At 63.5% G+C, this 23,313-nt stretch carries 21 protein-coding genes; 14 read left to right on the top strand and 7 right to left on the bottom strand.

All coding sequences use genetic code 11. The features are described from left to right. Nucleotides 1-11 precede the first annotated feature (11 nt). Nucleotides 12-671 carry a response regulator transcription factor gene (locus ACVWWQ_RS02550; RefSeq protein WP_133950205.1) on the bottom strand — a complete coding sequence of 220 codons (660 nt, stop codon included), beginning with the start codon at nt 669-671 and terminating at the stop codon, nt 12-14. Between the two features lie 104 nt (nt 672-775). Between ACVWWQ_RS02550 and ACVWWQ_RS02545 the strand changes: the two genes are divergently transcribed. The 3 genes from ACVWWQ_RS02545 to ACVWWQ_RS02535 all read left to right on the top strand — a co-directional run bounded on the left by ACVWWQ_RS02545 (nt 776) and on the right by ACVWWQ_RS02535 (nt 3,862). After that, a complete protein-coding gene (locus tag ACVWWQ_RS02545; RefSeq protein WP_208321611.1) occupies nt 776-2,626 on the top strand; it encodes a 3-hydroxybutyrate oligomer hydrolase family protein in 1,851 nt (616 codons plus the stop codon). A 150-nt stretch (nt 2,627-2,776) separates the two neighbouring features. Further along, on the top strand, nt 2,777-3,286 hold the full coding sequence (locus ACVWWQ_RS02540) for a peptidylprolyl isomerase (protein ID WP_099652050.1): 510 nt from the start codon (nt 2,777-2,779) through the stop codon (nt 3,284-3,286). 138 nt (nt 3,287-3,424) lie between these two features. Beyond that, the gene (locus tag ACVWWQ_RS02535) at nt 3,425-3,862 is read left to right on the top strand and encodes a YidB family protein (RefSeq protein WP_099652051.1); all 438 of its coding nucleotides are present in this window, start codon (nt 3,425-3,427) and stop codon (nt 3,860-3,862) included. 42 nt (nt 3,863-3,904) lie between these two features. Here ACVWWQ_RS02535 and ACVWWQ_RS02530 read toward each other — a convergent pair whose 3' ends face one another. Next, nucleotides 3,905-4,159 (bottom strand): GlsB/YeaQ/YmgE family stress response membrane protein, encoded by a 255-nt coding sequence (locus ACVWWQ_RS02530; protein ID WP_133950207.1) that lies wholly within the window; start codon nt 4,157-4,159, stop codon nt 3,905-3,907. 163 nt (nt 4,160-4,322) lie between these two features. On the opposite strand from ACVWWQ_RS02530, the gene ACVWWQ_RS02525 reads away from it, so the two are divergent. Both ACVWWQ_RS02525 and ACVWWQ_RS02520 read left to right on the top strand, forming a co-directional pair. Further along, complete coding sequence (locus ACVWWQ_RS02525; protein ID WP_133950209.1) at nt 4,323-5,522, top strand: pyridoxal phosphate-dependent aminotransferase; 1,200 nt, start codon at nt 4,323-4,325, stop codon at nt 5,520-5,522. 116 nt (nt 5,523-5,638) lie between these two features. After that, nucleotides 5,639-6,625 (top strand): malate dehydrogenase, encoded by a 987-nt coding sequence (locus ACVWWQ_RS02520; protein ID WP_133950211.1) that lies wholly within the window; start codon nt 5,639-5,641, stop codon nt 6,623-6,625. A gap of 63 nt (nt 6,626-6,688) precedes the next feature. On the opposite strand, the gene ACVWWQ_RS02515 is transcribed toward ACVWWQ_RS02520, so the two are convergent. Next, nucleotides 6,689-7,717 (bottom strand): MerR family transcriptional regulator, encoded by a 1,029-nt coding sequence (locus ACVWWQ_RS02515; protein ID WP_133950213.1) that lies wholly within the window; start codon nt 7,715-7,717, stop codon nt 6,689-6,691. A 157-nt stretch (nt 7,718-7,874) separates the two neighbouring features. Between ACVWWQ_RS02515 and prpE the strand changes: the two genes are divergently transcribed. Next, on the top strand, nt 7,875-9,770 hold the full coding sequence (gene prpE / locus ACVWWQ_RS02510) for a propionate--CoA ligase (RefSeq protein WP_133950215.1): 1,896 nt from the start codon (nt 7,875-7,877) through the stop codon (nt 9,768-9,770). Nucleotides 9,771-9,990: 220 nt separating this feature from the next. Here the strand turns inward: prpE and ahpF are convergent, their stop codons facing one another. The 3 genes from ahpF to ACVWWQ_RS02495 form a co-directional block, all read right to left on the bottom strand. Then, nucleotides 9,991-11,586 carry an alkyl hydroperoxide reductase subunit F gene (ahpF, locus tag ACVWWQ_RS02505; protein ID WP_133950217.1) on the bottom strand — a complete coding sequence of 532 codons (1,596 nt, stop codon included), beginning with the start codon at nt 11,584-11,586 and terminating at the stop codon, nt 9,991-9,993. Between the two features lie 196 nt (nt 11,587-11,782). Beyond that, nucleotides 11,783-12,346 carry an alkyl hydroperoxide reductase subunit C gene (gene ahpC / locus ACVWWQ_RS02500; protein WP_099652058.1) on the bottom strand — a complete coding sequence of 188 codons (564 nt, stop codon included), beginning with the start codon at nt 12,344-12,346 and terminating at the stop codon, nt 11,783-11,785. Nucleotides 12,347-12,518: 172 nt separating this feature from the next. Beyond that, nucleotides 12,519-13,832, bottom strand: a complete 1,314-nt coding sequence (locus tag ACVWWQ_RS02495; protein WP_133950219.1) for a dicarboxylate/amino acid:cation symporter — start codon at nt 13,830-13,832, stop codon at nt 12,519-12,521. A 162-nt stretch (nt 13,833-13,994) separates the two neighbouring features. On the opposite strand from ACVWWQ_RS02495, the gene prpB reads away from it, so the two are divergent. The 7 genes from prpB to ACVWWQ_RS02460 all read left to right on the top strand — a co-directional run bounded on the left by prpB (nt 13,995) and on the right by ACVWWQ_RS02460 (nt 20,716). After that, complete coding sequence (gene prpB / locus ACVWWQ_RS02490) at nt 13,995-14,879, top strand: methylisocitrate lyase (protein ID WP_133950221.1); 885 nt, start codon at nt 13,995-13,997, stop codon at nt 14,877-14,879. 149 nt (nt 14,880-15,028) lie between these two features. Next, the gene (gene prpC / locus ACVWWQ_RS02485; protein ID WP_133950223.1) at nt 15,029-16,174 is read left to right on the top strand and encodes a bifunctional 2-methylcitrate synthase/citrate synthase; all 1,146 of its coding nucleotides are present in this window, start codon (nt 15,029-15,031) and stop codon (nt 16,172-16,174) included. A 407-nt stretch (nt 16,175-16,581) separates the two neighbouring features. Then, nucleotides 16,582-17,532 carry a hypothetical protein gene (locus ACVWWQ_RS02480; RefSeq protein WP_133950225.1) on the top strand — a complete coding sequence of 317 codons (951 nt, stop codon included), beginning with the start codon at nt 16,582-16,584 and terminating at the stop codon, nt 17,530-17,532. Nucleotides 17,533-17,654: 122 nt separating this feature from the next. Further along, nucleotides 17,655-18,050, top strand: coding sequence for a hypothetical protein (locus ACVWWQ_RS02475; protein WP_457383290.1), 396 nt, complete (start codon nt 17,655-17,657; stop codon nt 18,048-18,050). Beyond that, on the top strand, nt 18,047-18,736 hold the full coding sequence (locus tag ACVWWQ_RS02470) for a C39 family peptidase (protein WP_133950227.1): 690 nt from the start codon (nt 18,047-18,049) through the stop codon (nt 18,734-18,736). Before ACVWWQ_RS02475 ends, ACVWWQ_RS02470 begins: the two co-directional genes overlap by 4 nt. Then, nucleotides 18,678-19,274, top strand: coding sequence for a hypothetical protein (locus ACVWWQ_RS02465; protein ID WP_457383338.1), 597 nt, complete (start codon nt 18,678-18,680; stop codon nt 19,272-19,274). The genes ACVWWQ_RS02470 and ACVWWQ_RS02465 overlap by 59 nt, the downstream gene beginning before the upstream one ends. A gap of 110 nt (nt 19,275-19,384) precedes the next feature. Further along, nucleotides 19,385-20,716 (top strand): acetate kinase, encoded by a 1,332-nt coding sequence (locus tag ACVWWQ_RS02460; RefSeq protein ID WP_457383289.1) that lies wholly within the window; start codon nt 19,385-19,387, stop codon nt 20,714-20,716. Nucleotides 20,717-20,811: 95 nt separating this feature from the next. Here the strand turns inward: ACVWWQ_RS02460 and ACVWWQ_RS02455 are convergent, their stop codons facing one another. Continuing rightward, on the bottom strand, nt 20,812-21,501 hold the full coding sequence (locus ACVWWQ_RS02455; RefSeq protein WP_133950233.1) for a TerC family protein: 690 nt from the start codon (nt 21,499-21,501) through the stop codon (nt 20,812-20,814). A gap of 272 nt (nt 21,502-21,773) precedes the next feature. On the opposite strand from ACVWWQ_RS02455, the gene ACVWWQ_RS02450 reads away from it, so the two are divergent. Beyond that, complete coding sequence (locus tag ACVWWQ_RS02450) at nt 21,774-23,225, top strand: bifunctional 2-methylcitrate dehydratase/aconitate hydratase (protein ID WP_133950235.1); 1,452 nt, start codon at nt 21,774-21,776, stop codon at nt 23,223-23,225. The last annotated feature ends 88 nt before the right edge of the window (nt 23,226-23,313 follow it).

Raw genomic sequence — 23,313 nt, 5'->3', positions numbered from 1 at the left:
ACGCGCCCGTTTCATCCCACCCGGCTCGGTTCTCCCAAATCCAGCGAACGCAACAACATCCCCGCCTGGGTCCGATTGCGTACCTTGAGCTTCTCGAAAATCGCGGTGACGTGCGCCTTCACCGTGCGCTCCTGGATCGCCAGCCGATCGGCGATCTGCTTGTTGAGCAGGCCTTCGGCGAGCAGGGCGAGCACGCGTGATTGCTGTTCGGTGAGGCGGGCGAGCCGACTGGCCAGGTCGGTATCGGCCGGGTCGGCGGGCAGGGCGGCAACCGCGTCGGCCAGTGCGGGTGGCAGCCAGGTGCCGCAGTCGAGCACACGGCGGATTGCGGCACCGATCTCGGAGGGACTGGCACTCTTTGGGATGAAACCTGCCGCACCATGATCGAGTACGCGGCGCACGATGCGCGGTTCGTCGTGGGCGGAGACCACCAGCACCGCCAACCCCGGGTGTTGTCCGCGCAAGGCGGCGAGTCCGGACAGTCCGTGGCTGCCGGGCATGTGCAGGTCGAGCAGGATCAGGTCCGTATCGGGGGTGGCCTGCAGCAGCTGGAAGACCTCGGCCAGGTCAGCGGCCTCCGTGATCTCGCAGTCGGGCAGGCTGTCGCGAGCGGCCAGGCGCAATGCGGCACGAAACAAGGGGTGGTCGTCGGCGATCAGCAAGTGGGTCATACCGAGAAGTTAGCCGGCTGTCGTGGCTGCGTCGAGTTCACGGTTGTGGCGGCGCTGGACTTTCGTACGATGGTGGATCGGCGGGCGCTTGCTATGGTGGATGAATGAAGCACACCGTCCACCGCTTGCTGTTGTTCTGCCTGGTACCTGCATCCGTCATGCTGAACGCGTGCGCCAGCCATGAAACCGGGAGGGAATCTGCCATGCAAGAGGTCGACTACGGAACAGTGCGGGTGTCCGAGCATCGCGGTCACGATGATCTGTTGAGTGCGGGGCTGGGCCTGCCCGGTCTTGTTGGCATCCCGTCGTCGTTCGCCCATCCGCTCGATCCCGACGCCACGGAATTGCGTCGACGTGCGATCCAGACGAGTTGGAAAGGCCTGGCCGATCTTGGTCCGCTGGGCGGTTACGGCACGATCTATGGTGGTGTGCCGAACGTGCCCGGGCGGGAATACCAGGCATTCGCGCGTATTCCCGGTGCGCGCTCGCCGCATCGCGTGCTGCTGCAGTTGCCGGATCATTTCGATCGGCAGAAACGTTGCCTGGTGGTGACCGCCTCGTCCGGTTCGCGTGGCATCTACGGCGCGATTGCGCTGGCTGGCGCATGGGGGCTGCCGCGCGGTTGCGCGGTCGCCTACACCGACAAGGGCACCGGTGCCGGCTATTTCGACTACGCCGATGACAGTGGCGTGGCGTTGGACGGCCGCCGCGCGAAACGCGGCGAGGCAACGCTGGAGTTCCAGCCGCCGCCGGCAGCGCCGAGCTCGGGCATCGCGGTAAAGCAGATGCATTCGGGTGACAACCCGGAGGCGGACTGGGGCGGGCATGTGATGCAGGCGGCGCTTTTCGGACTGGCGATGCTGGATCGCGCGTATCCGGATGAGGCCCCGTTCACGCCCCGGAACACGAAGATCATCGCCACCGGCATTTCCAATGGCGGAGGCGCGGTGTTGCAGGCGGCCGGACTCGACCATGACGGCTTTTTCGCCGGCGTGGTGGCGCTGGAACCCAACGTGCATGTGCGCGATCGCGGCCGTGCCTTGTACGACTACGCCACCGAAGCGGCCGTCTGGTTGCCGTGTGCGTTGAACGCCGAATCTTTCGCCCAAGTGCCACTGGCGCGAGGGCCACGCGGCATGCTCGTGCCGGCATGGTCGATCCGTTGTGCCAGTCTGCGCGCGCAGGGAAAGCTCCGCGGCAACACGGTGGTCGACCAGGCGGAAGAAGCGCGGCAATACCTGCATGCACGGGGCTGGACCGACGAGGCCATGAGCACGGCCGCCAGCACCACCGCGTTTGATCTGTGGCGGGTGATCACCGCGGGCTACGCCTCGTCGTACATGCGCCGCGGGGCGACCGACATGCCATGCGGTTTCCATTACGCGGCGATCGGCGCGGGTGGTGTGCCCGGCATGGCGGATCCGCTGACCCGGGCGAGCTGGTGGGCGGATGGTTCGGGTATCCCGCCCGGCAATGGCATCGGCTTGTTCGGCGGCATGAATGTCTCCACCGACCCCACCCTGGTCGGCAGCGAATGCCTGCGGGCACTGTGGACCGGCGATGACCATGAAGCGCAGGCCCTGCATGCGTCCGTTGCCGCGACCGCGGCGAAGTTGCCTCGTGGCGATCTGCCGCTATGGGTGATACACGGAGCCAGCGACGGCCTGCTGCCCACCGCGTTCAGCTCCGAACCCTATGTGGCATGGCTGCGTGACGAAGGGCGTCGGCCGATCTACTGGAAAGTGCCGCATGCCCAGCACTTCGACGCGTTCCTGGCCTTGCCCGGTTTCGGCGATCAGCATGTGCCGCTGCTGCCATACGGTTATGCGGCACTGAATCGCCTGTGGGACCATCTGTACGAGGGGGCTGCGTGGCCGGACGAGGTTCCCACGCCGGCAGCCCGTCCACGCGGAACGGGGCCACTTCAGCCAGCCATGCTGGGGCTGAATCTGTAAGGAAGCACACTGTGCGCGACGCCTTGCGCCGATGCCGCAACAAAGAGCATCGAGCACGGGGTGCGCTCGTATGCTGATGGTGGGTTATTCTTGACAACCCTCGCGCCACGAACCGTGGCGCGTTGCCGCTTTCGAACCCAAGGATTTGCGATGACCATCAACGTCACCTTCACCACCAACCGCGGCCCGATCCACCTGCGCCTGCACGAAGACAAGGCACCGGTCACCGTGGCCAACTTCGTCAACCTGGCGAAGCGTGGCTATTACGACGGCCTGTCGTTTCACCGCGTGATCGCCGACTTCATGGTCCAGGGCGGTTGCCCGGAAGGCAGCGGCCGTGGTGGCCCGGGCTACAAGTTCGAGGACGAGTTCAACGCCTCGCTGCGCCATGACAAGCCGGGCGTGCTGTCGATGGCCAATGCCGGTCCGCGCACCAATGGCAGCCAATTCTTCATCACCCATGGCCCCACGCCGTGGCTGGATGGCAAGCACAGCGTGTTCGGCGAAGTGGTCGACGCGGCCGACATGAACGTGGTCAACACGATTCAGCAGGGCGACACGATCGAGAAAGTCACCGTGGATGGCGACGTCGACGCGCTGCTGGCAGCGCAGTCCGATCGCGTGAAGGAATGGAACGCGGTGCTCGATCAGCGCGGCTGATTTTTCCTGCGCCAATTCGCAAGAAATCGCCGGCTTCCAGCCGGCGATTTTCTGTGCGCTATCCCGCATGACAACAAGCATTCTCACCCCTATGCTCGGTGGGTTACACGCGTATCCACTTATCCAGGGAGAACGACCATGTCATTCCTCAATGATTTGCTTGGGGGTCAAGGACAACAGACGGGCGCGAGTCAGGCGGGGGCCGGTTCGCTGATTGCCGTCGCAGGGCAGCTGATCGAAAAGGCCGGCGGCGTGCAGGGACTGGTCAACATGTTGCAGCAACATGGCCTCGGCGGCGCGGTGCAATCGTGGGTCGGCACGGGTACCAACGAGCCGGTTTCCAGCGATCAGCTGGGTCAGGCATTGCAGAATGGCGGCATGGGTTCGCTGGTGCAGGAAGCGGCGGGCAAGCTCGGCGTGGATCCCAGCGTACTGTTGGGTGGCCTGGCGCACGTGCTCCCCCACGCGGTTGATCACATGACGCCGGATGGCCAGATACCTGCCCCGGGACAGGAACAGGCTGGCGGTTTCAATATCGGCATGCTCGAAGGCCTGGCCGGCAAGCTGCTGGGCTGAAACCCGCATCACGGCGGAGCGATCGCCCCGCCGTGATGACCTTCAAGCCGATTTGCGCTTGAGCAGGTGATAAATCAGCAACAGCACGATCGCGCCGATCACCGAGGCGATGAAGCCGGCGGACTGGCCCTCCTGGTACCAGCCGAACACGTTCTGACCCACCCAGGTCGCCAGCAGCGAACCGGCAATGCCGATGATCGCGGTAATGATGAAGCCGCCCGGGTCCTTGCCCGGCATCAGCAGTTTGGCCACCAGGCCGATAATCAGTCCGATCACGAATACCCAAAGCCAATGCATATGGATCTCCCTTGCTGGTGAGTTCAACGCCGCCGGCGTGGCGGGCGGCGTTCATCATGCCCTGATCGGCGCTTCATTGCGCGCAGGGCAAGCGGTCAGCGCCGGGTGTCGGCGGCGTGATAAAATGCCCGCCTTTGCTTCCTCCCCTGTGTGTGAGATACCCATGCCCCAGCTCGCCCAGCGTGTCGGCCGCGCCAAACCCAGCGCGATCATGGTGATTGCCGAAAAGGCGAAACAGCTCAAGGCTGCCGGCCGCGACATCATCAGCTTTTCGATCGGTGTCCCGAACTTCCTGCCAGGCGAGCACGTGTATGCCGCCGCACGCGAGTCGTTGTCGCACGACACTGGCCAGTACGGCAGCAATCGTGGTGCCGATGCGCTGCAGGATGCGTTCCTGAAGCATATCGAGGCGCTCGGTTTCAGCGGCTACACGCGCGCCAACGTGTCGATCGGCATCGGCGCCAAGCAGGTCTTGTACAACCTGGCCGAGGCATTGCTGAACGATGGCGACGAGATCTGCTTCGCCGCGCCGTACTGGACCACGTACCGCGACATCGCCGACATCATGGGTGCCAAGGTCAACGTGATGCACTGCAGGTCGGAGCAGAACTACAAGCTCACCCCTGATCAGCTGGATACCGCACTGGCGCGCAAGCCCAAGGTCTTCCTGTTCAACAACCCGTCCAACCCGACCGGCATGGTCTACACCGGCGAGGAAATCGCCGCGCTGGCCGAGGTGCTCGTGAAGCATCCCGATACCTGGGTGATCACCGACGACATCTACAACTCGACGGTGTTCGACGGCCTGGGTTACCACAACTTCGTGTTCGCCAGGCCCGAGTTGCGCGAGCGGGTCATCTTCGTCGACTCGGTGTCCAAGACCTACGGCATGCCGGGCTGGCGCGTCGGATTGCTGGCCGGGCCGGAGATCGTGGCCAAGGCGATCTCCACGCTCAACTCCAATCACATCACCAGCCTGCCGGAAGTGATCACGGCGGCGGCGGTGGCGGCATTGTCCGGTCCGCAGGATGTGCCGCAGCAGAAGTGCCGTGAATTCGCCGCGCGGCGCGACACCGTGTTCGCTGCGCTCAGCGCCATTCCCGGAGTGGTCTGCCCGCGGCCGCAGGGCGCGTTCTACGCGTTTCCGGATATTTCCGTGGCGTTCGGCAAAAGCCACAACGACGTCGTGATCAACAACGACGTCGAACTCTGTGCGGCGCTGCTGGAAGCCAAGGGCGTCGCCTGCGTGCCGGGTTCGGCATTTGGCGAGCCGCGTGCATTGCGCATTTCGTACACCTGTCCCGAAGCGCAGTTGGCTCCCGGACTTGCCCGCGTCGCCGAATTCTTCGGCGAACTGAAATGACTACGAACCCGTAGGAGCGCACCCTGTGCGCGAAGCTTTTCGTCACGTAACGAAGAGCTTGCGCACAGGGTGCACTCCCACGAAATACTGAACATTCCCCCGAAGGAGTTGCCACGATGAAAGCCCCCGTTCGAGTTGCCGTTACCGGCGCTGCCGGCCAGATCGGCTATGCCTTGTTGTTCCGCATTGCCGCCGGCGACATGCTGGGTCCGGATCAGCCGGTGATCCTGCACCTGCTGGAAATCACCCCGGCGCTGCCGTCGCTGCAGGGCGTGGTGATGGAATTGAATGACTGCGCGTTCCCGACCCTGGCTGGCGTGGTGGCCACCGACGACGCGAACGTCGCGTTCAAGGACGTCGATTACGCGCTGCTGGTCGGCGCACGTCCGCGCGGCCCGGGCATGGAGCGCAAGGATCTGCTCGAAGCCAACGGCGCGATCTTCGGCCCGCAGGGCAAGGCGATCAACGACCACGCCAAGCGCGACGTCAAGGTGCTGGTGGTCGGCAACCCGGCCAATACCAACGCGCTGATCGCCCAGCAGAACGCTCCGGACCTGGATCCGAAGTGCTTCACCGCGATGGTGCGCCTGGACCACAACCGTGCCCTCAGCCAGCTGGCCGAGAAGACCGGCAAGCACAACACCGACATCAAGAAGATGACGATCTGGGGCAACCACAGCTCCACCCAGTATCCGGACCTGTCGCAGACCACGGTCGACGGCAAGCCGGCACTGAGCCTGATCGACCAGGCCTGGTACGAGAGCGACTTCATCCCCACCGTGCAGCAGCGTGGCGCGGCGATCATCAAGGCGCGTGGTGCTTCTTCCGCCGCCTCCGCCGCCTCGGCGGCGATCGACCACATGCGTACGTGGGCGCTGGGCACGGCCGAAGGTGACTGGGTCTCGATGGGCATTCCGTCGGATGGTTCTTACGGCATCGCGCCGGGCGTGATCTACGGCTACCCGGTCACCGTGAAGGACGGCAAGTACACCATCGTGCAGGACCTGCCGGTCAGTGACTTCTCGCGTGAGCGCATGGCCGCCACCGAAAAGGAATTGCGCGAAGAGCGCGCCGGCGTCGAACATCTGTTCGCGAAGAAGTAAGCCGGTTTCTCCATGGTGAGAAAAAGGGCGGCCCGAGGGTCGCCCTTTTTTTTGGGCGGCCCGTCAGGGTGTCGCCGACTTCATGCTCCCGATGGCTTGCCGGATGTAGCCCAGCAAGGTGTCGTCCACCGCGCTGCCACTGCGCAACTCAGGTTCCCGTGCATACGCTTCACGGATGCGTGCATGCGTCTGCGGCTCGTCGCCGGCGTAGGCGCGGAACAGTTCCATCCAGCGTGCCGCCAGCTGCTGCGCGTGGGGATCGTCGGGCGGGGTGTTTTCAGCAATCGCCTGGCGCAGTTCCGCGATCAGTGCCGGCCACGCATGCATCTGCTTGCCGTAGTGGGCGCGCATCCGCTGCATCTCGTGCGGCTCGAGATAGCGTTCGAAAATCGCCAGCCGACCGGCGATCATCGCCTGTTCAACGAATTGCTCAAGTTCTCGGGTGATCCCGCTGCGTTCGCGCAGGCCCGGCTCGCTCTCGTTCATCGCGTGCAGACGCATCAGGAAGGCAGGATTGTTGCCGGTGCCGCGTTCGACCATCGTCATCCAGCGCTGCGCCAGCGCGTGCGCCTCCGGATCATCCGGTGTGGTGCCGCGATCCATCGCCGCCTGCACGGCGCCGACCAGGGCACTCCAGTCGACGAGCACGTCGGGATCGGTATGCAGTGGCAAGGTCTTCAGTTCGTCCGGTGAAAAATATTTCTCGTACATTGTCATCAGCTCCAGCGTGTCCAGCCAGTCGGCCAGGTCAGGGGACTGTCCGTCCGTCAGTTGTTGGCGCAGATGTGCCAGTCGCTCGCGCAGGCGGGCGCCTTCGGCGAGATCACGGTCGATCCGGGCGATTTGCTGATCGACCACTTCGGCCAGTGGCCGCAGCGGCCCGGACAGGGCTTTGCCGATGTCGGCCAGCGACAGGCCCAGCTGACGCAGGGCCTGGATACGGTGCAGGCGTTCGATATTCGCCCGATCGTAGTGTCGATAGCCGGCAGCGGAACGCAGTGAAGGTATCAACAGCCCGATGGCGTCGTAGTGGTGCAACGTGCGGACGGTCAGTCCACAGCGGCTGGCGAGTTCACCCACGGTCAACAACATGGTCAGTCTTCTCCTTCGGTGCGTGGGTGGACTCTGGGGCCTCACGTTACGTGAGGGTCAAGCGCGACGAAAGGCGCCTTTCGACTACGACCATTGTCGCGATGATGCGGCGGGTGGGCTGTTCTAGGCTGGCCCCAACGAAACCCGGGAGCTGGCCATGCGTTACGAGGAGTTCTACCGGCAGTCGATGGAAGAGCCGGAGCAGTTCTGGGCCGAGCAGGCGCGGTTGATTCATTGGGACACGCCGCCGCAACAGATTCTCGATCAGTCGAATCCGCCTTTCCGGCGCTGGTTCGTTGGCGGCACCACCAACCTTTGCCACAACGCGGTCGACCGGCATCTGGCTGAACGGCCGGAACAGTTGGCGCTGGTGGCAATTTCCAGCGAGACCGACAGCACCCGCGAGTTCACCTACCGCCAGCTGCATCGCGAGGTGAACGTGTTTGCCGCGGTGTTGCAGTCGCTGGACGTGGGCAAGGGGGATCGCGTGGTGATCTACCTTCCGAACGTGGCCGAGGCGGTGTTCGCGATGCTGGCCTGCGCGCGCATCGGCGCGATCCACTCCGTGGTATTCGGCGGATTCGCCGCGCACAACCTCGCGCTGCGCATCGACGATGCGCAGCCGAAACTTCTTGTCGCTGCCGATGCCGGCATGCGGGCCGGCAAGGTGATTCCGTACAAGCCGCTGGTCGACGCGGCGTTGAACGAGGCGTCCGCGCCACCCCCCAAAGTGTTGATCATCGATCGCGGACTCGATCCGCAGATGACTCGTATCGCCGGGCGCGACCAGGATTACACCGAACTGCGCCGTGCCCACGAGGATGCCGAAGTGCCGGTCACCTGGCTGGAATCGAACGAGCCGAGCTACCTGCTCTACACCTCCGGCACCACCGGCAAGCCGAAGGGCGTGCAGCGTGACGTCGGTGGGTACGCCGTGGCGATGGCCTTGTCGATCCGCACCATCTTCGACATCGCGCCGGGGCAGGTGATGTTCTCCACGTCGGACGTCGGCTGGGCAGTGGGGCATTCCTACAACGTCTACGGCCCGCTGATCGGCGGTGCCACCACCTTGATGTACGAGGGCCTGCCGACGCGACCCGACGCGGGCATCTGGTGGCAGCTGTGCGAGCGGTACGGCGTGCGCACAATGTTTTCCTCGCCCACCGCGATCCGCGTGTTGAAGAAGCAGGACGAGAGCTGGCTGAAAAAATATGACCTGTCACATCTGAAGTGGCTGTTTCTCGCCGGCGAACCACTCGATCAGCCGACCGCGCAGTGGATCACCGCGGCGCTGGGCGTGCCGGTGATCGACAACTACTGGCAGACCGAGACCGGTTGGCCGGCGATCACCTTGATGCCGGGACTGGATCTGAAACCGGTGAAGTTCGGCTCGCCCGGCCTGCCGGCGCCGGGCTATCGGATGAAGGTGATCGACGAAAACACCGGCAAGGAAGTACCCAACGGCACCAAGGGCGTGCTGGTGCTGCAGCCGCCGTTGCCGCCGGGCTGTCTCAGCACGATCTGGCGCGACGACGACCGCTATGTGTTCAGCTATTTCAGCCACTTTCGCGAATTGCTGTACAGCTCGCTCGATTGGGCGGTGCGGGACGACGACGGTTATACCTACGTGCTGGGTCGCACCGACGACGTGATCAATGTGTCCGGTCATCGACTGGGCACGCGCGAGATCGAGGAGGCGGTGGCCAGCCATCCGGCGGTGGCCGAGGCCGCGGTGATCGGCGTCAACGACGAGCTGAAGGGGCAGGTGCCGATCGTGTTCGCCACGCTGAAGCAGGATGCCGGCGATGGTGTCGGTGCCGTGGCGCAGGGGATGCAGCAACGCGTGGTCGACCAGCTTGGCGGGGTGGCGAAGCCGTCGCGTATCTACGTGGTGAATGCCTTGCCCAAGACCCGCTCCGGCAAGCTGCTGCGCCGCTCGCTGCAGGCGCTGGCGGAACAGCGGGACCCGGGCGATTTGTCGACGCTGGATGATCCCGCAGCGTTGGATGAAATTCGTCGAGCGCTGAAGCGCGGGCCGGATCAAGATGGCTGAGCTGGCGGCGCGCTGGCCCTTCGACTTCGCTGCGCTACGCTCAGGATGAACGGGGTGGGTAATGGCCGGCAGTTACTGAAGCGCGAAGCCCTCACTTCCCGCCATTCCCGCTTTCGCGGGGATGACGGCGCTTAGATGAGTGCCATTCGGGTCGGCTACTGTTCATTCCGTTCACCCTGAGCGTAGCGCAGCGAAGTCGAAGGGTCGCTGTGGCAACGGATCAGGCGGCGACGGCTTCTTCCTTCTTCGCGGCCACGACCGGGCTGCGAATCAGATGGTCGAAGGCGCTCAGCGCGGCAGTGGAACCGGCGCCCATCGCGATCACGATCTGTTTGTACGGCACGGTGGTGGCATCGCCGGCGGCGAACACGCCTGGCAGCGAGGTCTGGCCGCGCTCGTCGATCACGATCTCGCCGCGTGGCGACAGTTCCAGGGTGCCCTTCAGCCATTCGGTGTTCGGCAGCAGGCCGATCTGCACGAAGATGCCTTCCAGTTCCAGCGTGTGCATCTGTTCGCTGACACGGTCACGGTAGACCAGTGCGCTGACCCGCTGGCCATCGCCCAGCACCTCGGTGCTCAGCGCGCTGACGATGATGTCGACGTTGGGCAGGCTGCGCAGCTTGCGCTGCAGGACTTCGTCGGCGCGCAGCTTGCCGTCGAACTCGATCAGGGTGACGTGGGCAACGATGCCGGCCAGGTCGATGGCTGCTTCGACGCCCGAGTTGCCGCCACCGATCACCGCCACGCGCTTGCCCTTGAATAGCGGGCCGTCGCAATGCGGGCAATAGGCCACACCCTTGTTGCGGTATTCGTTTTCGCCGGGCACACCCATCTGCCGCCAGCGTGCGCCGGTGGAAAGAATCACCGTCTTCGATTTCAGCGTGGCGCCGTTGGCCAGCTGGATTTCGACCAGGCCGTTGGTGGCATCGCTGGCTGGCACCAGTCTCTCGGCGCGTTGCAGGTTCATCACGTCCACGTCGTACTCGTGCACGTGCTGCTCCAGCGCGGCGGCGAGCTTCGGGCCTTCGGTGTACGTGGTCGAGATGAAGTTCTCGATACCCATGGTGTCCAGTACCTGGCCACCGAAACGTTCGGCGGCGACGCCGGTGCGGATGCCCTTGCGTGCGGCGTAGACAGCTGCCGAGGCGCCGGCCGGGCCGCCGCCGACCACTAGCACGTCGAACGCCTCCTTGGCCTTGATCTTCTCGGCCTCGCGCGCACTGGCGCCGGTGTCGAGCTTGGCCACGATCTGTTCCAGGCTCATGCGGCCCTGGTCGAACACCTCGCCGTTCAAGTAGACGGTGGGCACCGACATCACCTGGCGTGCATCCACTTCGTCCTGATACAGCGCGCCGTCGATCGCCACATGCTGGATGCGCGGGTTGAGCACGCTCATCAGGTTCAGCGCCTGCACCACATCGGGGCAGTTCTGGCAGGACAACGAGAAATAGGTTTCAAACTTGAAGTCGCCATCAAGGTTGCGGATCTGCTCGATCGTGTCGGCCGCTGCCTTGGACGGATGGCCGCCTACCTGCAGCAGGGCCAGCACCAGCGAGGTGAACTCGTGACCCATCGGCAGTCCGGCGAAGCGCACGCCAATGTCGGTGCCGATACGGTTGATCGCGAACGAAGGCTTGCGCGCTTCGCTGTCGTCGCGGCGCAGGCTGATCTTGTCGGACAGCGCGGCGATCTGCTGCAGCAGCTCGTCCAGTTCCCGCGACTTGGCGCTGTCATCCAGCGCGGCGACCAGCTCGATCGGCTGCACCAGCTTTTCCAGATAGGCCTGCAACTGGGTCTTGAGGGTTTCGTCGAGCATGGCTACCACTCCAGTGATGGATGCGTGGAAAACGTAAGGGGAAAGATGCTTGAAGGAAAAGACGCTTGTGACAGCAGCCGGCGCCGGAGGGGAGGGCGACAAGCGGGGAGCATTGCCGGGCGCAGGCCGCTGACAGAAGCATCCAGGGTGGGGAGGAACCGGGCGCTTCAGCACCCGGTTCCGATACAGCGATGAATCAGATCTTGCCGACCAGGTCCAGCGACGGAGCCAGGGTCTTCTCGCCTTCCTTCCACTTGGCCGGGCAGACCTCGTTCGGATGGGCGGCGACGTACTGGGCAGCCTTGACCTTGCGCAGCAGTTCGGAAGCATCGCGGCCGATGCCGCCGGCGTTGACTTCGACGATCTGGATCTTGCCGGCCGGATCGATCACGAAGGTGCCGCGATCAGCCAGGCCTGCTTCCTCGATCATCACGCCGAAGTTGCGGCAGATCGCACCGGTCGGGTCGCCGACCATGGTGTAGTTGATCTTCTTCACCGCGTCGGAGGTGTCGTGCCAGGCCTTGTGGGCGAAATGCGTGTCGGTGGACACCGAGTAGATCTCGACGCCCAGCTTCTGGAATTCGGCGTAGTTGTCGGCCAGGTCTTCCAGTTCGGTCGGGCAGACGAAGGTGAAGTCGGCCGGGTAGAAGAACACGACGGACCACTTGCCCTTCAGGTCAGCATCGGAAACTTCGATGAACTTGCCGGCCTTGAGGGCCTGGGCCTTGAACGGTTTCACTTCGGTATTGATCAGGGACATCTTGGTTTTTCCCGTGGTGGTTGAAGAGTGGAGACGATGCTACGGGCCATGGTGCGATAAATCTAATTGATTGTTGGCATCGCACTGATTGATCTTGGCTATCAGTCATCTTGATCAGATCTGCGGCCGCGAACGGCTGCTTCAAGCCCGTGCCGCAGCCCACAGAGGATACTCAAGACGCGGCCAGTCGTCCGCGCAGCTGCTGGTCTACCACGGTGGCCGTGACAATGTCGCTGCCCACATTGACCGTGGTGCGCATCATGTCGAGGATGCGGTCCACGCCGATGATGATGCCGATACCCTCCGGCGGGATGCCGAAGGTTGCCAGCAGCCCGGCGATCATGGGCAGCGAACCGCCCGGGATGCCGGCTACCGCCACCGCGCTGAGTACCGACAGCAGCATAAGGATCGCCTGATGGCTCAGGCTCAGCTCCACCCCGAATGCCTGCGCCACGAACAGCACCACGCAGCCTTCGAACAGCGCGGTGCCGCTCATGTTCATGGTGGCGCCCAGCGGCAACACGAAGCCGGCCGTGCTGGGGGCGAGTTTCAGCTCGTCGTGGGCCACGGCCAGCGAGGCCGGCAGGCAGGCGCTGCTGGAGCTGGTCGAGAACGCGGTAATCAGCAGCGGCCGGATTTGCCGGAAGTAGGGCAGCGGCGAACGCTTGGCCAGAAAGCGCAGCCACAACGACAGTGTGCCGAACAGATGCAGGGCCAGCGCCACGGTGCAGCCGACCACGAACACTGATAGCGCCAGCAGCACGTCCACGCCCACCTTGACGATCACGCTGTAGATCATCGCCGGCACCGCGTAGGGCGCCAGTTGCAAGGCGAATCCGACGATCCTGGTCATCAGGTCGGTGATCGTGTCCAGCGCCACCTGCACCCGTTTGCGTTCCTTTTCGCGCAATTGAGTGGCGGCAGCACCGACCAGAATCGCGAACAGGATCAACGGCAGCACATCACCCAGCGCATTGCGGCTGGGGCCGGCCACCGCGCCGAGCAAATTGCGTGGCATGAACATCTCGACCACGGTGCCGAAGCTCATCTTGGGCTGGGCGGCCTTGGTGTCGATCGATTGCTGCGCGGTGTTGCCGTATTCCTGCATCAACTGGCCGCGTGCCTGTTCGCTGAGGTGATGGCCTGGCTGCACGGTGTTCATCATCACCAGGCCGATCGTCACCGCGATCAGCATGTTCGCGAAGAACAGAAGGAAGGTGCGTCCGGCCAGCGGGCCGAGACGATCCAGCCGGCCCAGTTGGGCCACGCCGGAGGCCAGCGAAGTGAACACCAGCGGGATCACCACGAAAAACAGCATGCGCAGGAAGATCTGTCCGAACGGGTCGAACACTGCGGCGGAGATGTTCTGCATCAACGCCAGCGTGGGCGGGTGCAGTTGGCCGATGCCCAGGGTGGCCACGGCGGCGACCACGCCGATCACCAGGCCCCAGAGGATGCGTTTTGCGAGAGGAGTGGATGTGCTCATCCGGATGAATGTACGGGGCCGGGCCGTGTTCGTCACGCAAGAAATTGCGTTTCCGCCAAGGTCGATCCGGCCGGAGATGACCTGCATCGGCACGTATGACCGAAGGTCCGGTCCCGACAATGCCCTGGGCTGGGCTAAAATGAACGCTTTGACGGAGGCGACATGACACAGCCAGCATCCCCGGGCGCACGTTTCCGCGCCGCACTCGACGTCGAGCAGCCGTTGCAGGTCATGGGCGCGATCACCGCCTATGCTGGCCTGATGGCGCGCCGCGTGGGCTACAAGGCGCTGTACCTTTCCGGTGGTGGTGTGGCCGCGAACTCGCTGGGCATGCCGGATCTGGGCATCAGCACCATGGAAGACGTGCTCACCGACGCGCGTCGCATCGTCGATGCGACGGGTTTGCCGTTGCTGGTCGACATCGATACCGGCTGGGGCGGGGCGTTCAACATCGCCCGCACGATCCGTTCGTTCGAGCGCGTCGGCGTGGCCGCGGTCCATGTGGAAGACCAGGTCGGCCAGAAGCGCTGCGGCCATCGCCCGGGCAAGGAAGTGGTGCCGAAGGACGAGATGGTTGACCGGGTCAAGGCTGCAGTCGATGCCCGTACCGACCCGGCCTTCGTGATCATGGCGCGCACCGACGCGGCCGCAGTCGAAGGCATCGACGCGGCGATCGACCGCGCTTGCGCCTATGTCGAGGCGGGCGCAGACATGATCTTCCCCGAGGCGATGAAAACGCTGGCGGACTACCGCAAGTTCAAGGCGGCGGTGAAGGTGCCGATCCTGGCCAACCTGACCGAGTTCGGTTCCACGCCGTTCTTCACCACCGACGAATTGCGCGAAGCGGGCGTGGATATCGCGCTGTACTGCTGCGGTGCCTATCGCGCCATGAACAAGGCCGCGCTCCATTTCTACGAAACGGTGCGCCGCGAAGGCACCCAGAAAAACATCATCGACACCTTGCAGACGCGTGAACAGTTGTACGACTTCCTCGGCTACCACGCCTACGAAGACAAGCTCGACGCTTTGTTCTCGCACAAAGGCTGACCACTCACCCTTGATCCACATCGCAGGAGCCCGCTCGCGGGCGATGCTCTTGCCCTGATGCAAGTCGAAGCAGCCGAAGTAAAAGCATCGCCCGCGAGCGGGCTCCTACCCCAGATACAGAAAACCATTCCGCACCCTGGAGATTTCCGATGAGCGAGCAAGTCCTTCCCAAGGCCAAGAAGTCCGTCGCCCTGTCCGGCGTGGCCGCGGGCAACACCGCGCTGTGCACGGTCGGCCGCAGTGGCAATGACCTGCATTACCGCGGTTACGACATCCACGACCTGGCGGCCAAGGGCTGCTTCGAGGAAGTCGCCTATCTGCTGGTGCACGGCGTGCTGCCGACCTGGACCGAACTGCAGAACTACAAGGCCAGGCTGCAGCGCCTGCGCGGCCTTCCTGCGCCGGTCAAGGCCGCGATGGAGCTGCTTCCCGCCGCCACGCACCCGATGGACGTGCTGCGCACCGGCTGCTCGGTGCTGGGCACCGTGTTGCCGGAAAAGGAAGACCACAACGTCACCGGCGCGCGCGAGATCGCCGATCGGCTGATGGCCAGCTTCGGTTCAATGCTGCTGTACTGGTACCACTTCAGCCACAACGGCAAGCGCATCGAAACGGAGACCGATGACGACTCGATCGCCGCGCATTTCCTGCACCTGCTGCATGGCAAGAAGCCCAGTGAGTTGCACGCGCAGGCGCTGGACAAGTCGCTGGTGCTGTACGCCGAGCATGAGTTCAACGCGTCCACCTTTGCCGCTCGCGTGATTGCCGGCACCGGCTCGGACATGTATTCGGCGATCACCGGCGCGATCGGCGCCTTGCGTGGCCCGAAGCATGGTGGCGCGAACGAAGTGGCGATGGAGATCATCGCGCGCTACCGCAATGCCGACGATGCCGAGGCGGATATCCGTGCCCGTGTCGAGCGCAAGGAAATCATCATCGGCTTCGGCCATCCGGTCTACACCGTGTCCGATCCGCGCAACGAGATCATCAAGGAAGTCTCGCGCAAGCTGTGCACCGATGGCGGCAACCCGACCCTGTTCGACGTCTCCGAGCGGATCGAGAAGGTGATGGCCGAGGTCAAGAAGATGTTCCCCAACCTCGACTGGTTCTCCGCCAGCGCGTATCACATGATGGGCGTGCCCACCGCGATGTTCACGCCGCTGTTCGTGATCGCCCGCACCTCCGGCTGGAGCGCGCACGTGATCGAGCAGCGCGAGGACGGCAAGATCATCCGCCCCAGCGCCAACTACACCGGGCCGGAAGACCAGACCTACGTGCCGATCGACAAACGCTGATCGCCATTTGCCACATCAAGACAGGGAGCCGCGAGGCTTCCTGTTTTTTTATGCGCCGGATGCAACGGTTGGGGGCCAATTGTCCTTTCGCTGTATCGAACCTGTTACACCGTGCAAGCACGTGCGGAGGGCCGCCGAGTTGCGTCAACCGCCGGCGTCATGCGGGTTCGGACGGCCATTCAGGGGGCTGCGCTTGTAACGTGGATGATCCAGGTGCCTGGTCCGATGCAAAAAGAGCGCCCAATCTTGCACTGGTAAAAACTGTCTCAACATAGTGATTTTATTAATAAAAACAAGTTTTTCTCGAGTATCCGCCAGCGTGGCGTAGATGTTGCTTCATCCGCTTGCTGCAAAAGCAAGGCAAACAGGGGGTCCCGCGTCGTTCAAGTCGTTCCAGGAGAACAAACATGCGCAAGACTCTTCTCGCAACAGCAGTGGTGCTCGGCCTGGGACTCGCTCTCCCGGCCATGGCGGATCGCAACTTCAACAACGGCAACACCGATTCCAGTCAGCACACCAACACCAACTCCAGCCAGCACACCAAGACCGTTACCAAGACCAACAGTGGCGATGACCGCAACAACAGTGGTGCGGTCAACTCCAATGGACTGGGTACCGCCGCCGCCAACAACGGCGCCACCGCGACCGCGTCGGTCAGCGACGCCTTCAACACCAGCAAGGCGGTAGCTACAAGCCGGCTGGATGGCGCGGTTTCGGACATCCGTGTTCACGGAATTGGCAACATGGCCACCAACATGGGCAACGCGAATGGTGGCAGGGGCGGAGCCAGTGGTGACGCGATGGGAGGCGATGGTCGCGGCGGCAATGGTGGATCCGGAGGAGACGGCGGGAATGCTCACGGGCGCAGTGGCGCGGCTGGCGCCGGGTCGGCGCACAGTGGTGATGCCGGAGCGCTCAGTGCCGCTTCCGGTGGCAACAGCAATGGCGACAACGGCAGCGCGGATGCGCGTGCGCGCCGATCGAGCACGTCGACGTCCACGGGTGGCGCGGGTAGCTGGGCTGGCGGTGCCGGCACGGGTGGCGCGTCGACGGCGGATAGCGGAAGCGGCACCGCCACCGGCGGCAACAGCGGCGCAGCCGATGGCACCGGTGGCATGGGTGGCGCAGGCGGTGGCGGCGCGTCCGGTACAGGCGGCAATGCGACGGCCGGTACCGGCGGCGCTGGCGGCGCCGGTGGATCGAACACGGTGAATGCCGGCACGTTCGACATGTCCAACAACATGTCGGGCGCGGCAGCGGCGGCCGCGGGAGTGACGGTGATGGCGCAGAACAGCGGCATCGGATCGTTGATCCAGCAAAGCGTGAACGTTCAGGCCAATCTGAATGTAGGTCACTGAGCGACACCCGCATCGGGGAGCCTTGTGCTCCCCGATGCTTTCTGACCGCATGGTGCCAGCGCTCGTGGCGCACCGAGCTGGCATTGATGCTCTACGCAGGCGGTCGTCGTGGAGAAATGCTCATGCGTACTGTCGGACCCTTTTGCTGGACCGCCACCCTGCTGCTCGGCGTGATGACGTGGAATGCTTACGCAGCGGTGCCGGCGCCAACTCCAACTCCAACTCCTGCCCATGATGCGGGCGTCAATCCGTCGGCCCCCCGGCATGTCGCGGGCATGGGCGAAAGCGTGGGTTCGGCCGCGTTGGCCAAGTTGAGCGGCGGCACCGACATCAGCGAACGGATGACGCTCAACGGCAGCGTGACCGACAACAGCGCCGATCACGTGACGACCGGCTCCAATGCGATCAACAGCGGCTCATTCAATGGCGCCGCCGGTTTGCCGATGATCATCCAGAACACCGGCAACAACGTTCTGATCCAGAACGCCACCATCGTCAACGTGCAGCTCCAGCCATGAAATGTGGATGGCTCCTGCTGGCTGCGTTTGCCGTGGGTCTGCCGGCAGGGTCGCTGGCTGCGGCGACCGTGGCGGTGCCGGGAGGGCAGGGCAACAGTTATCGCTTCCATCTCACCAGCCTCAAGGAAGCCCGCTTCAGGAACACGATCCGACAGAAATATGATTTCAGCTGTGGCTCGGCGGCGGTGGCCACCTTGCTGACGTACCAATACGGCTATCCGGTGGACGAGGAGACCGCGTTCGAGGAGATGTACGCCCACGGCGACCAGGCGAAGATCAACAAGGAGGGTTTTTCGCTGCTCGACATCAAGCACTTCCTTGAGCTCAACGGTTTCGATGCCGACGGTTTCCAGGTGCCACTGGAAAAACTCAATCAGGAAAGCCTGCCCGCCATCGTGCTGATCAACGAGAAGGGTTACCAACATTTTGTGGTGATCAAGGGTTTGCGCAACGGCCGCGTGCTGGTGGGTGATCCCGCGCGCGGCACCCGCTCGATGCCACTGGCGCAATTCGATGCGGCCTGGAAAAACCATCTGGTCTTCGTGATTCACAACCGACGCGCGCTCGCTGTTTTCAACAGCCGCGACGATTGGCGTGCGGCGCCGATGGCGCCCCTGGGTTCGGCCATTGATCGCACCGGCCTGGGCAACATCACGCTGCCCAAGCGCGGTCCGGGAGACATCTGACGTCGCCATGATCCATCCCTGTATTCCATTGTCGCGGGTCTGCATGCTGGCGTGTTTGTCGATGGCATGGAGCATGGCGTGTGCGCAGAGCCCCGTGCAGGGTCCGGCCGTGCCCTCGGCCAAAGTTTGGCAGGCAGTCAGTGACAACCGACTGGATGCGATTCGCGGCGGCTTCGATGGCGGCAATGGCCTGGTGGTTTCGTTCGGGATCGAGCGCGCGGTCTACCTGAATGGCAACCTGGTTTCCAGGACGAACGTGAACATTCCCGATGTGGCAAAGATGACCGCCGACCAGGCCTCGGCGTTGGCGGCAACCACGACCACCGTCAATATCATCCAGAACGGCCCGGGAAACACGTTTGATCCCGCCACGTTCAGCCATGCCGCCGCGGCGACGGTGATTCAGAACAGTCTCGACAATCAGGACATCCGCAGCCTGACCACGATCAATGCCGCAGTGAATGATCTGGGCACATACGGCAGCCTCAACCTGCAGCGCAGTCTCCAGGCCGCGTTGATCAACTCTTTGGGTCACTGAGGGCGACGCACGCCGTCGTGATTGGCAGCGTCTGAGCCATGTTTACTTCACCAGGAAATGTGATGGCCAGGAAATCATGGCGAAGGAGTTGTTCAGCCGGGTGTGCCGGGTTGCTGCTACTCGGCGGCATGGCCAGCGCCCAGGACGCGGCACCCGCCAATCCGTCGGTGGGCAAACCGGAGACACTTTCCACCACGATAAGGAAAAGTCTGACCGAGCAGGGCGAGCGCATCGAGGCGATGCGCAGCCAGATTGATGTCCAGTCCGCGCAGATCGAGGCGTTGAAACACGCACTTGCGGAGCAGGAGGCGGACTATCGGGCGTTGCGCCATGCGGTCGGTTTCGACGTGCTCGACCGACAACGTGCGGGCAACATAAAGGCTGGCAATGCCACGGCCAGCGCCTTGCCCATGCCCGGCGTCGCGCCGCAATCCGCAGACCAGGCGCCTGAACAGCCGGTGGGCCAGGCGCCGGAGCGTGATTCGGGCCCGCCAGCGGTGGCGCCCATCTTCGAACAGCCCGGTGTTCTGACGCCACGGGGCAAGCTTGTGGTGGAACCGTCCTACCAGTTCGGCTATTCATCGGCCGATCGTGTGGACCTGATCGGATACACGGTCATTCCCGCGATCCTGATCGGCCTGATCGATGCACGCCAGGTGAAAACCACCACGCAGACTGGTGCGCTGGCAGTGCGCTACGGCCTGAGCAATCGGCTGGAACTGGAGTTGCGCGTACCGTATCTGTACAACCACACCGACACGGTCAGTCGCGAAATATTCACCGGCAGCGCGCAGGACAAGGTATTCACCAACAGCGGGCATGGCCTGGGTGATGTGGAGGCTACGGCGCGCTACCAGATCAATGACGGTGGTGCCGACAAGCCGTACTACATCGGCTGGCTGCGCTTCAAATCACGCACCGGCACCGACCCGTTCGAGGTGGTGACGGACTGCGTCACGCGCTGCGTGCAGAATGCGACCGGCACCGGCCTGCCGCTGGAGGTCCCGACCGGATCGGGCTTCTACTCATTGCAGCCGGGATTGACCTGGCTGTATCCGTCTGACCCGGTGGTCTTCTTCGGCAACATCAGTTACCTGCACAACTTCCCCCGCCGCGGAGTGAGCCGGAATGTCTTGCTGGCAGGCAAGGAGTATCTGGGCAAGGTGTCGGTCGGCGATGTCGTCGATGTCAGCCTCGGCATGGGCTTCGCGCTCAACGACAAGGCGTCCATCAGCTTGGGTTACGACCAGAGTTTCGTCGGCATTACCAAACAGAACAACAAGACTGTCGCAGGATCGGCCAAGTCGGTGCTGGGTACGTTGCTGATCGGTGGCTCGTACCGTCTCAACGAGAAGCGCACGCTGAATTTCGCGCTGGGTGTCGGCGCGACACGCGACACCCCGGATGTCACGGTGACGGTCCGGGTGCCGACGATGTACTGACCCGGCGTTCGTGGTGCCCGTCCACGAGTCGACGCCTGCCTCGGAGGATCACCAGAGTCGTGCGTCTTCGCGGTCCAGGAAGCTGCCGAATGTGCTCAGCGACTGGACGACTTCAGACGTTGCCGCCGTCGCTGCATCAGCCATCCGCCACCGCAGATGCCGAGCACGGCCAATGCGTCCAGGCCGTACTTCGCCCATGCATGGGCATCGAACCAGGCGTTCAACAACTGATCGTGGGCGATCATGCGTCCGGCGGTGATCGCGATGGCTGCGGCGCCGATGTACATGATGATCGGGTAGCGGGTAATCAGTTTCAGAATAAGCGTTGACCCCCATACCACCAGCGGCACGCTGATCAGCAGCCCCAGAATGACCAGCAGCAGATGCCCCTTGGACGCCCCGGCAATCGCCAGTACGTTGTCCAGACCCATCAGGGCGTCGGCCACAATGATCGTGCGCAATGCACTCCAGAATGTGGTGCCGGCCTTGATGTCGGGGTCTTGCTCATCACCGTGGCTCAAGAGCTTCCAGGCGATCGGCAGCAGAAGCACACCGCCAGCGAGCATGAGCCCGGGAAGTTTCAGCAGGTAGACGACCACGGCGGTCAGCGCAAAGCGAATCGCCACGGCACCAAAGGTGCCCCAGAAGATGGCCTTTTTCTGCAGGTCCTTCGGCAGCCGGCTGGCGGCCATCGCAATGACGATGGCGTTGTCGCCGGCGAGCACGAGGTCAAGCAGAATGATGGCCAGCAGGCCGGAGAGAAAATCGGGAGCAGTGAAATCCATGGGGTTTTCCATGCGCGTCGGACAATGCAGCAGCCACGGACGCGCGCGGCCCGCAACTACCGCAAAAGTCTTGTTCGCAGGATGACTGCCGGACGACCGGAGCGAGGTCTCGCTCGTGTTGACGATCGTCACACCGGGGCAGGTTGGCCTGCCGCGGGAACTACTCCCTTTTGGGTGAAGCCCGATTGTCTGGCGGATGGTTGATCGCGGTCAAGCGGCGCTTGCCTCGCGAGTCGGCTAAAATGGCGGTTTTCCCTGCCGCGAGATTCAACATGAGTGCGCACGATATTCGTTCTGCCGTCCGTCCCGATCCCGACCAGCCGCTGGTCGACATCGCCGATTACGTGGTCGATTACACGATCGACTCGAAGGAGGCCTACGACACCGCGCGCTACATGCTGCTGGATTCCCTCGGTACGTCCATGCTGGCGATGAAATTCCCCGAATGCGTCAAGCATCTCGGTCCGATCGTCCCGGGCGCGACCTTGCCGGGCGGGGCGCGCGTGCCGGGCACCAGCCACGAGCTGGATCCGGTGCAGGCGGCGTTCGCCATTGGCACCCAGGTGCGCTGGCTCGACTTCAACGACACCTGGCTGGCGGCCGAATGGGGTCATCCGTCGGACAATCTGGGCAGCATCCTGGCGGTCGGTGATTATCTGAGCCGCAAGGCCGAGCGCGAGGGCGGCCAGCCACTGACCGTTCGTGATGTCCTTGGTTACGCGATCAAGGCTCACGAGATCCAGGGGTGTTATGCCTTGTTGAACAGCTTCAACCGGGTGGGCCAGGACCACGTGATCCTGGTGCGCCTGGCCTCTACGGCCGTGGCGACCGCGATGCTCGGTGGCGACAAGGAGCAGATCACCACTGCCGTCTCGCACAGCTGGATCGACAATGGAGCGCTGCGGACCTATCGCCATGCGCCGAACACCGGGCCGCGCAAGAGCTGGGCTGCCGGCGACGCCTGCCGCCGTGCCGTGACGCATGCGATCAACGCGGTCTATCGTGGCGTCGTGGGCTACCCGTCGGCGCTGTCGGCGAAGACCTGGGGCTTCTACGACGTTGCATTCGGCGGCAAGCCATTTGAATTCGAGCGGCCGTTCGGCAGCTACGTGATGGAAAACGTGCTGTTCAAGATCAGCTACCCCGCCGAATTCCATGCGCAGACCGCGGTGGAATGCGCCATGCAGCTGCATGCCCAGGTCGTCGGAAAAATCGACCAGATCGAAAAAATCGCCATCGAAACCCAGGAGGCGGGATGTCGGATCATCGACAAGACCGGTCCTTTGGCCAATTACGCCGATCGCGATCATTGCATTCAGTACATGGTGGCGGTGCCGCTGCTCTTCGGCCGGCTGGTGGCCAGCGATTACAACGACGACGTGGCCGCCGACCCGCGGATCGATGCGTTGCGCGAAAAGATGAGCGTGTCTGAAAATCCGGCGTTCACCCGGGACTACTTCGACCCGGCCAAGCGCTATATCGGCAATTCGATCCAGGTGTTTTTCAAGGACGGCAGCAGCACCGAAAAGGTTTCCATCGATTATCCCATCGGTCACCGCAAGCGTCGCGACGAGGGTATTCCGGTACTTCTGCAGAAGTTCGAGGCCGCCATGCAGGGGCATCTGCCGGCTCACAAGGTCAAGGCCATCATGGCTGCTACCAAGGACCCCGCGCAGCTGGATGCGATGCCTTTGCACCACTTCCTGGGTCTCTTCACGTTGTAAAGACGATGTGAGTGGAAAATTAACAACGGGTCGGGCACTGCGAAAGACAATTTTCATCCCTGTCGATCCCAGGCTCGACCATTGAAGC

This window comes from Rhodanobacter sp. TND4EL1 (assembly GCF_054061035.1).
Note: the sequence above shows the minus strand (reverse complement) of the source record. Positions and strands in the feature narration are given on the sequence as shown.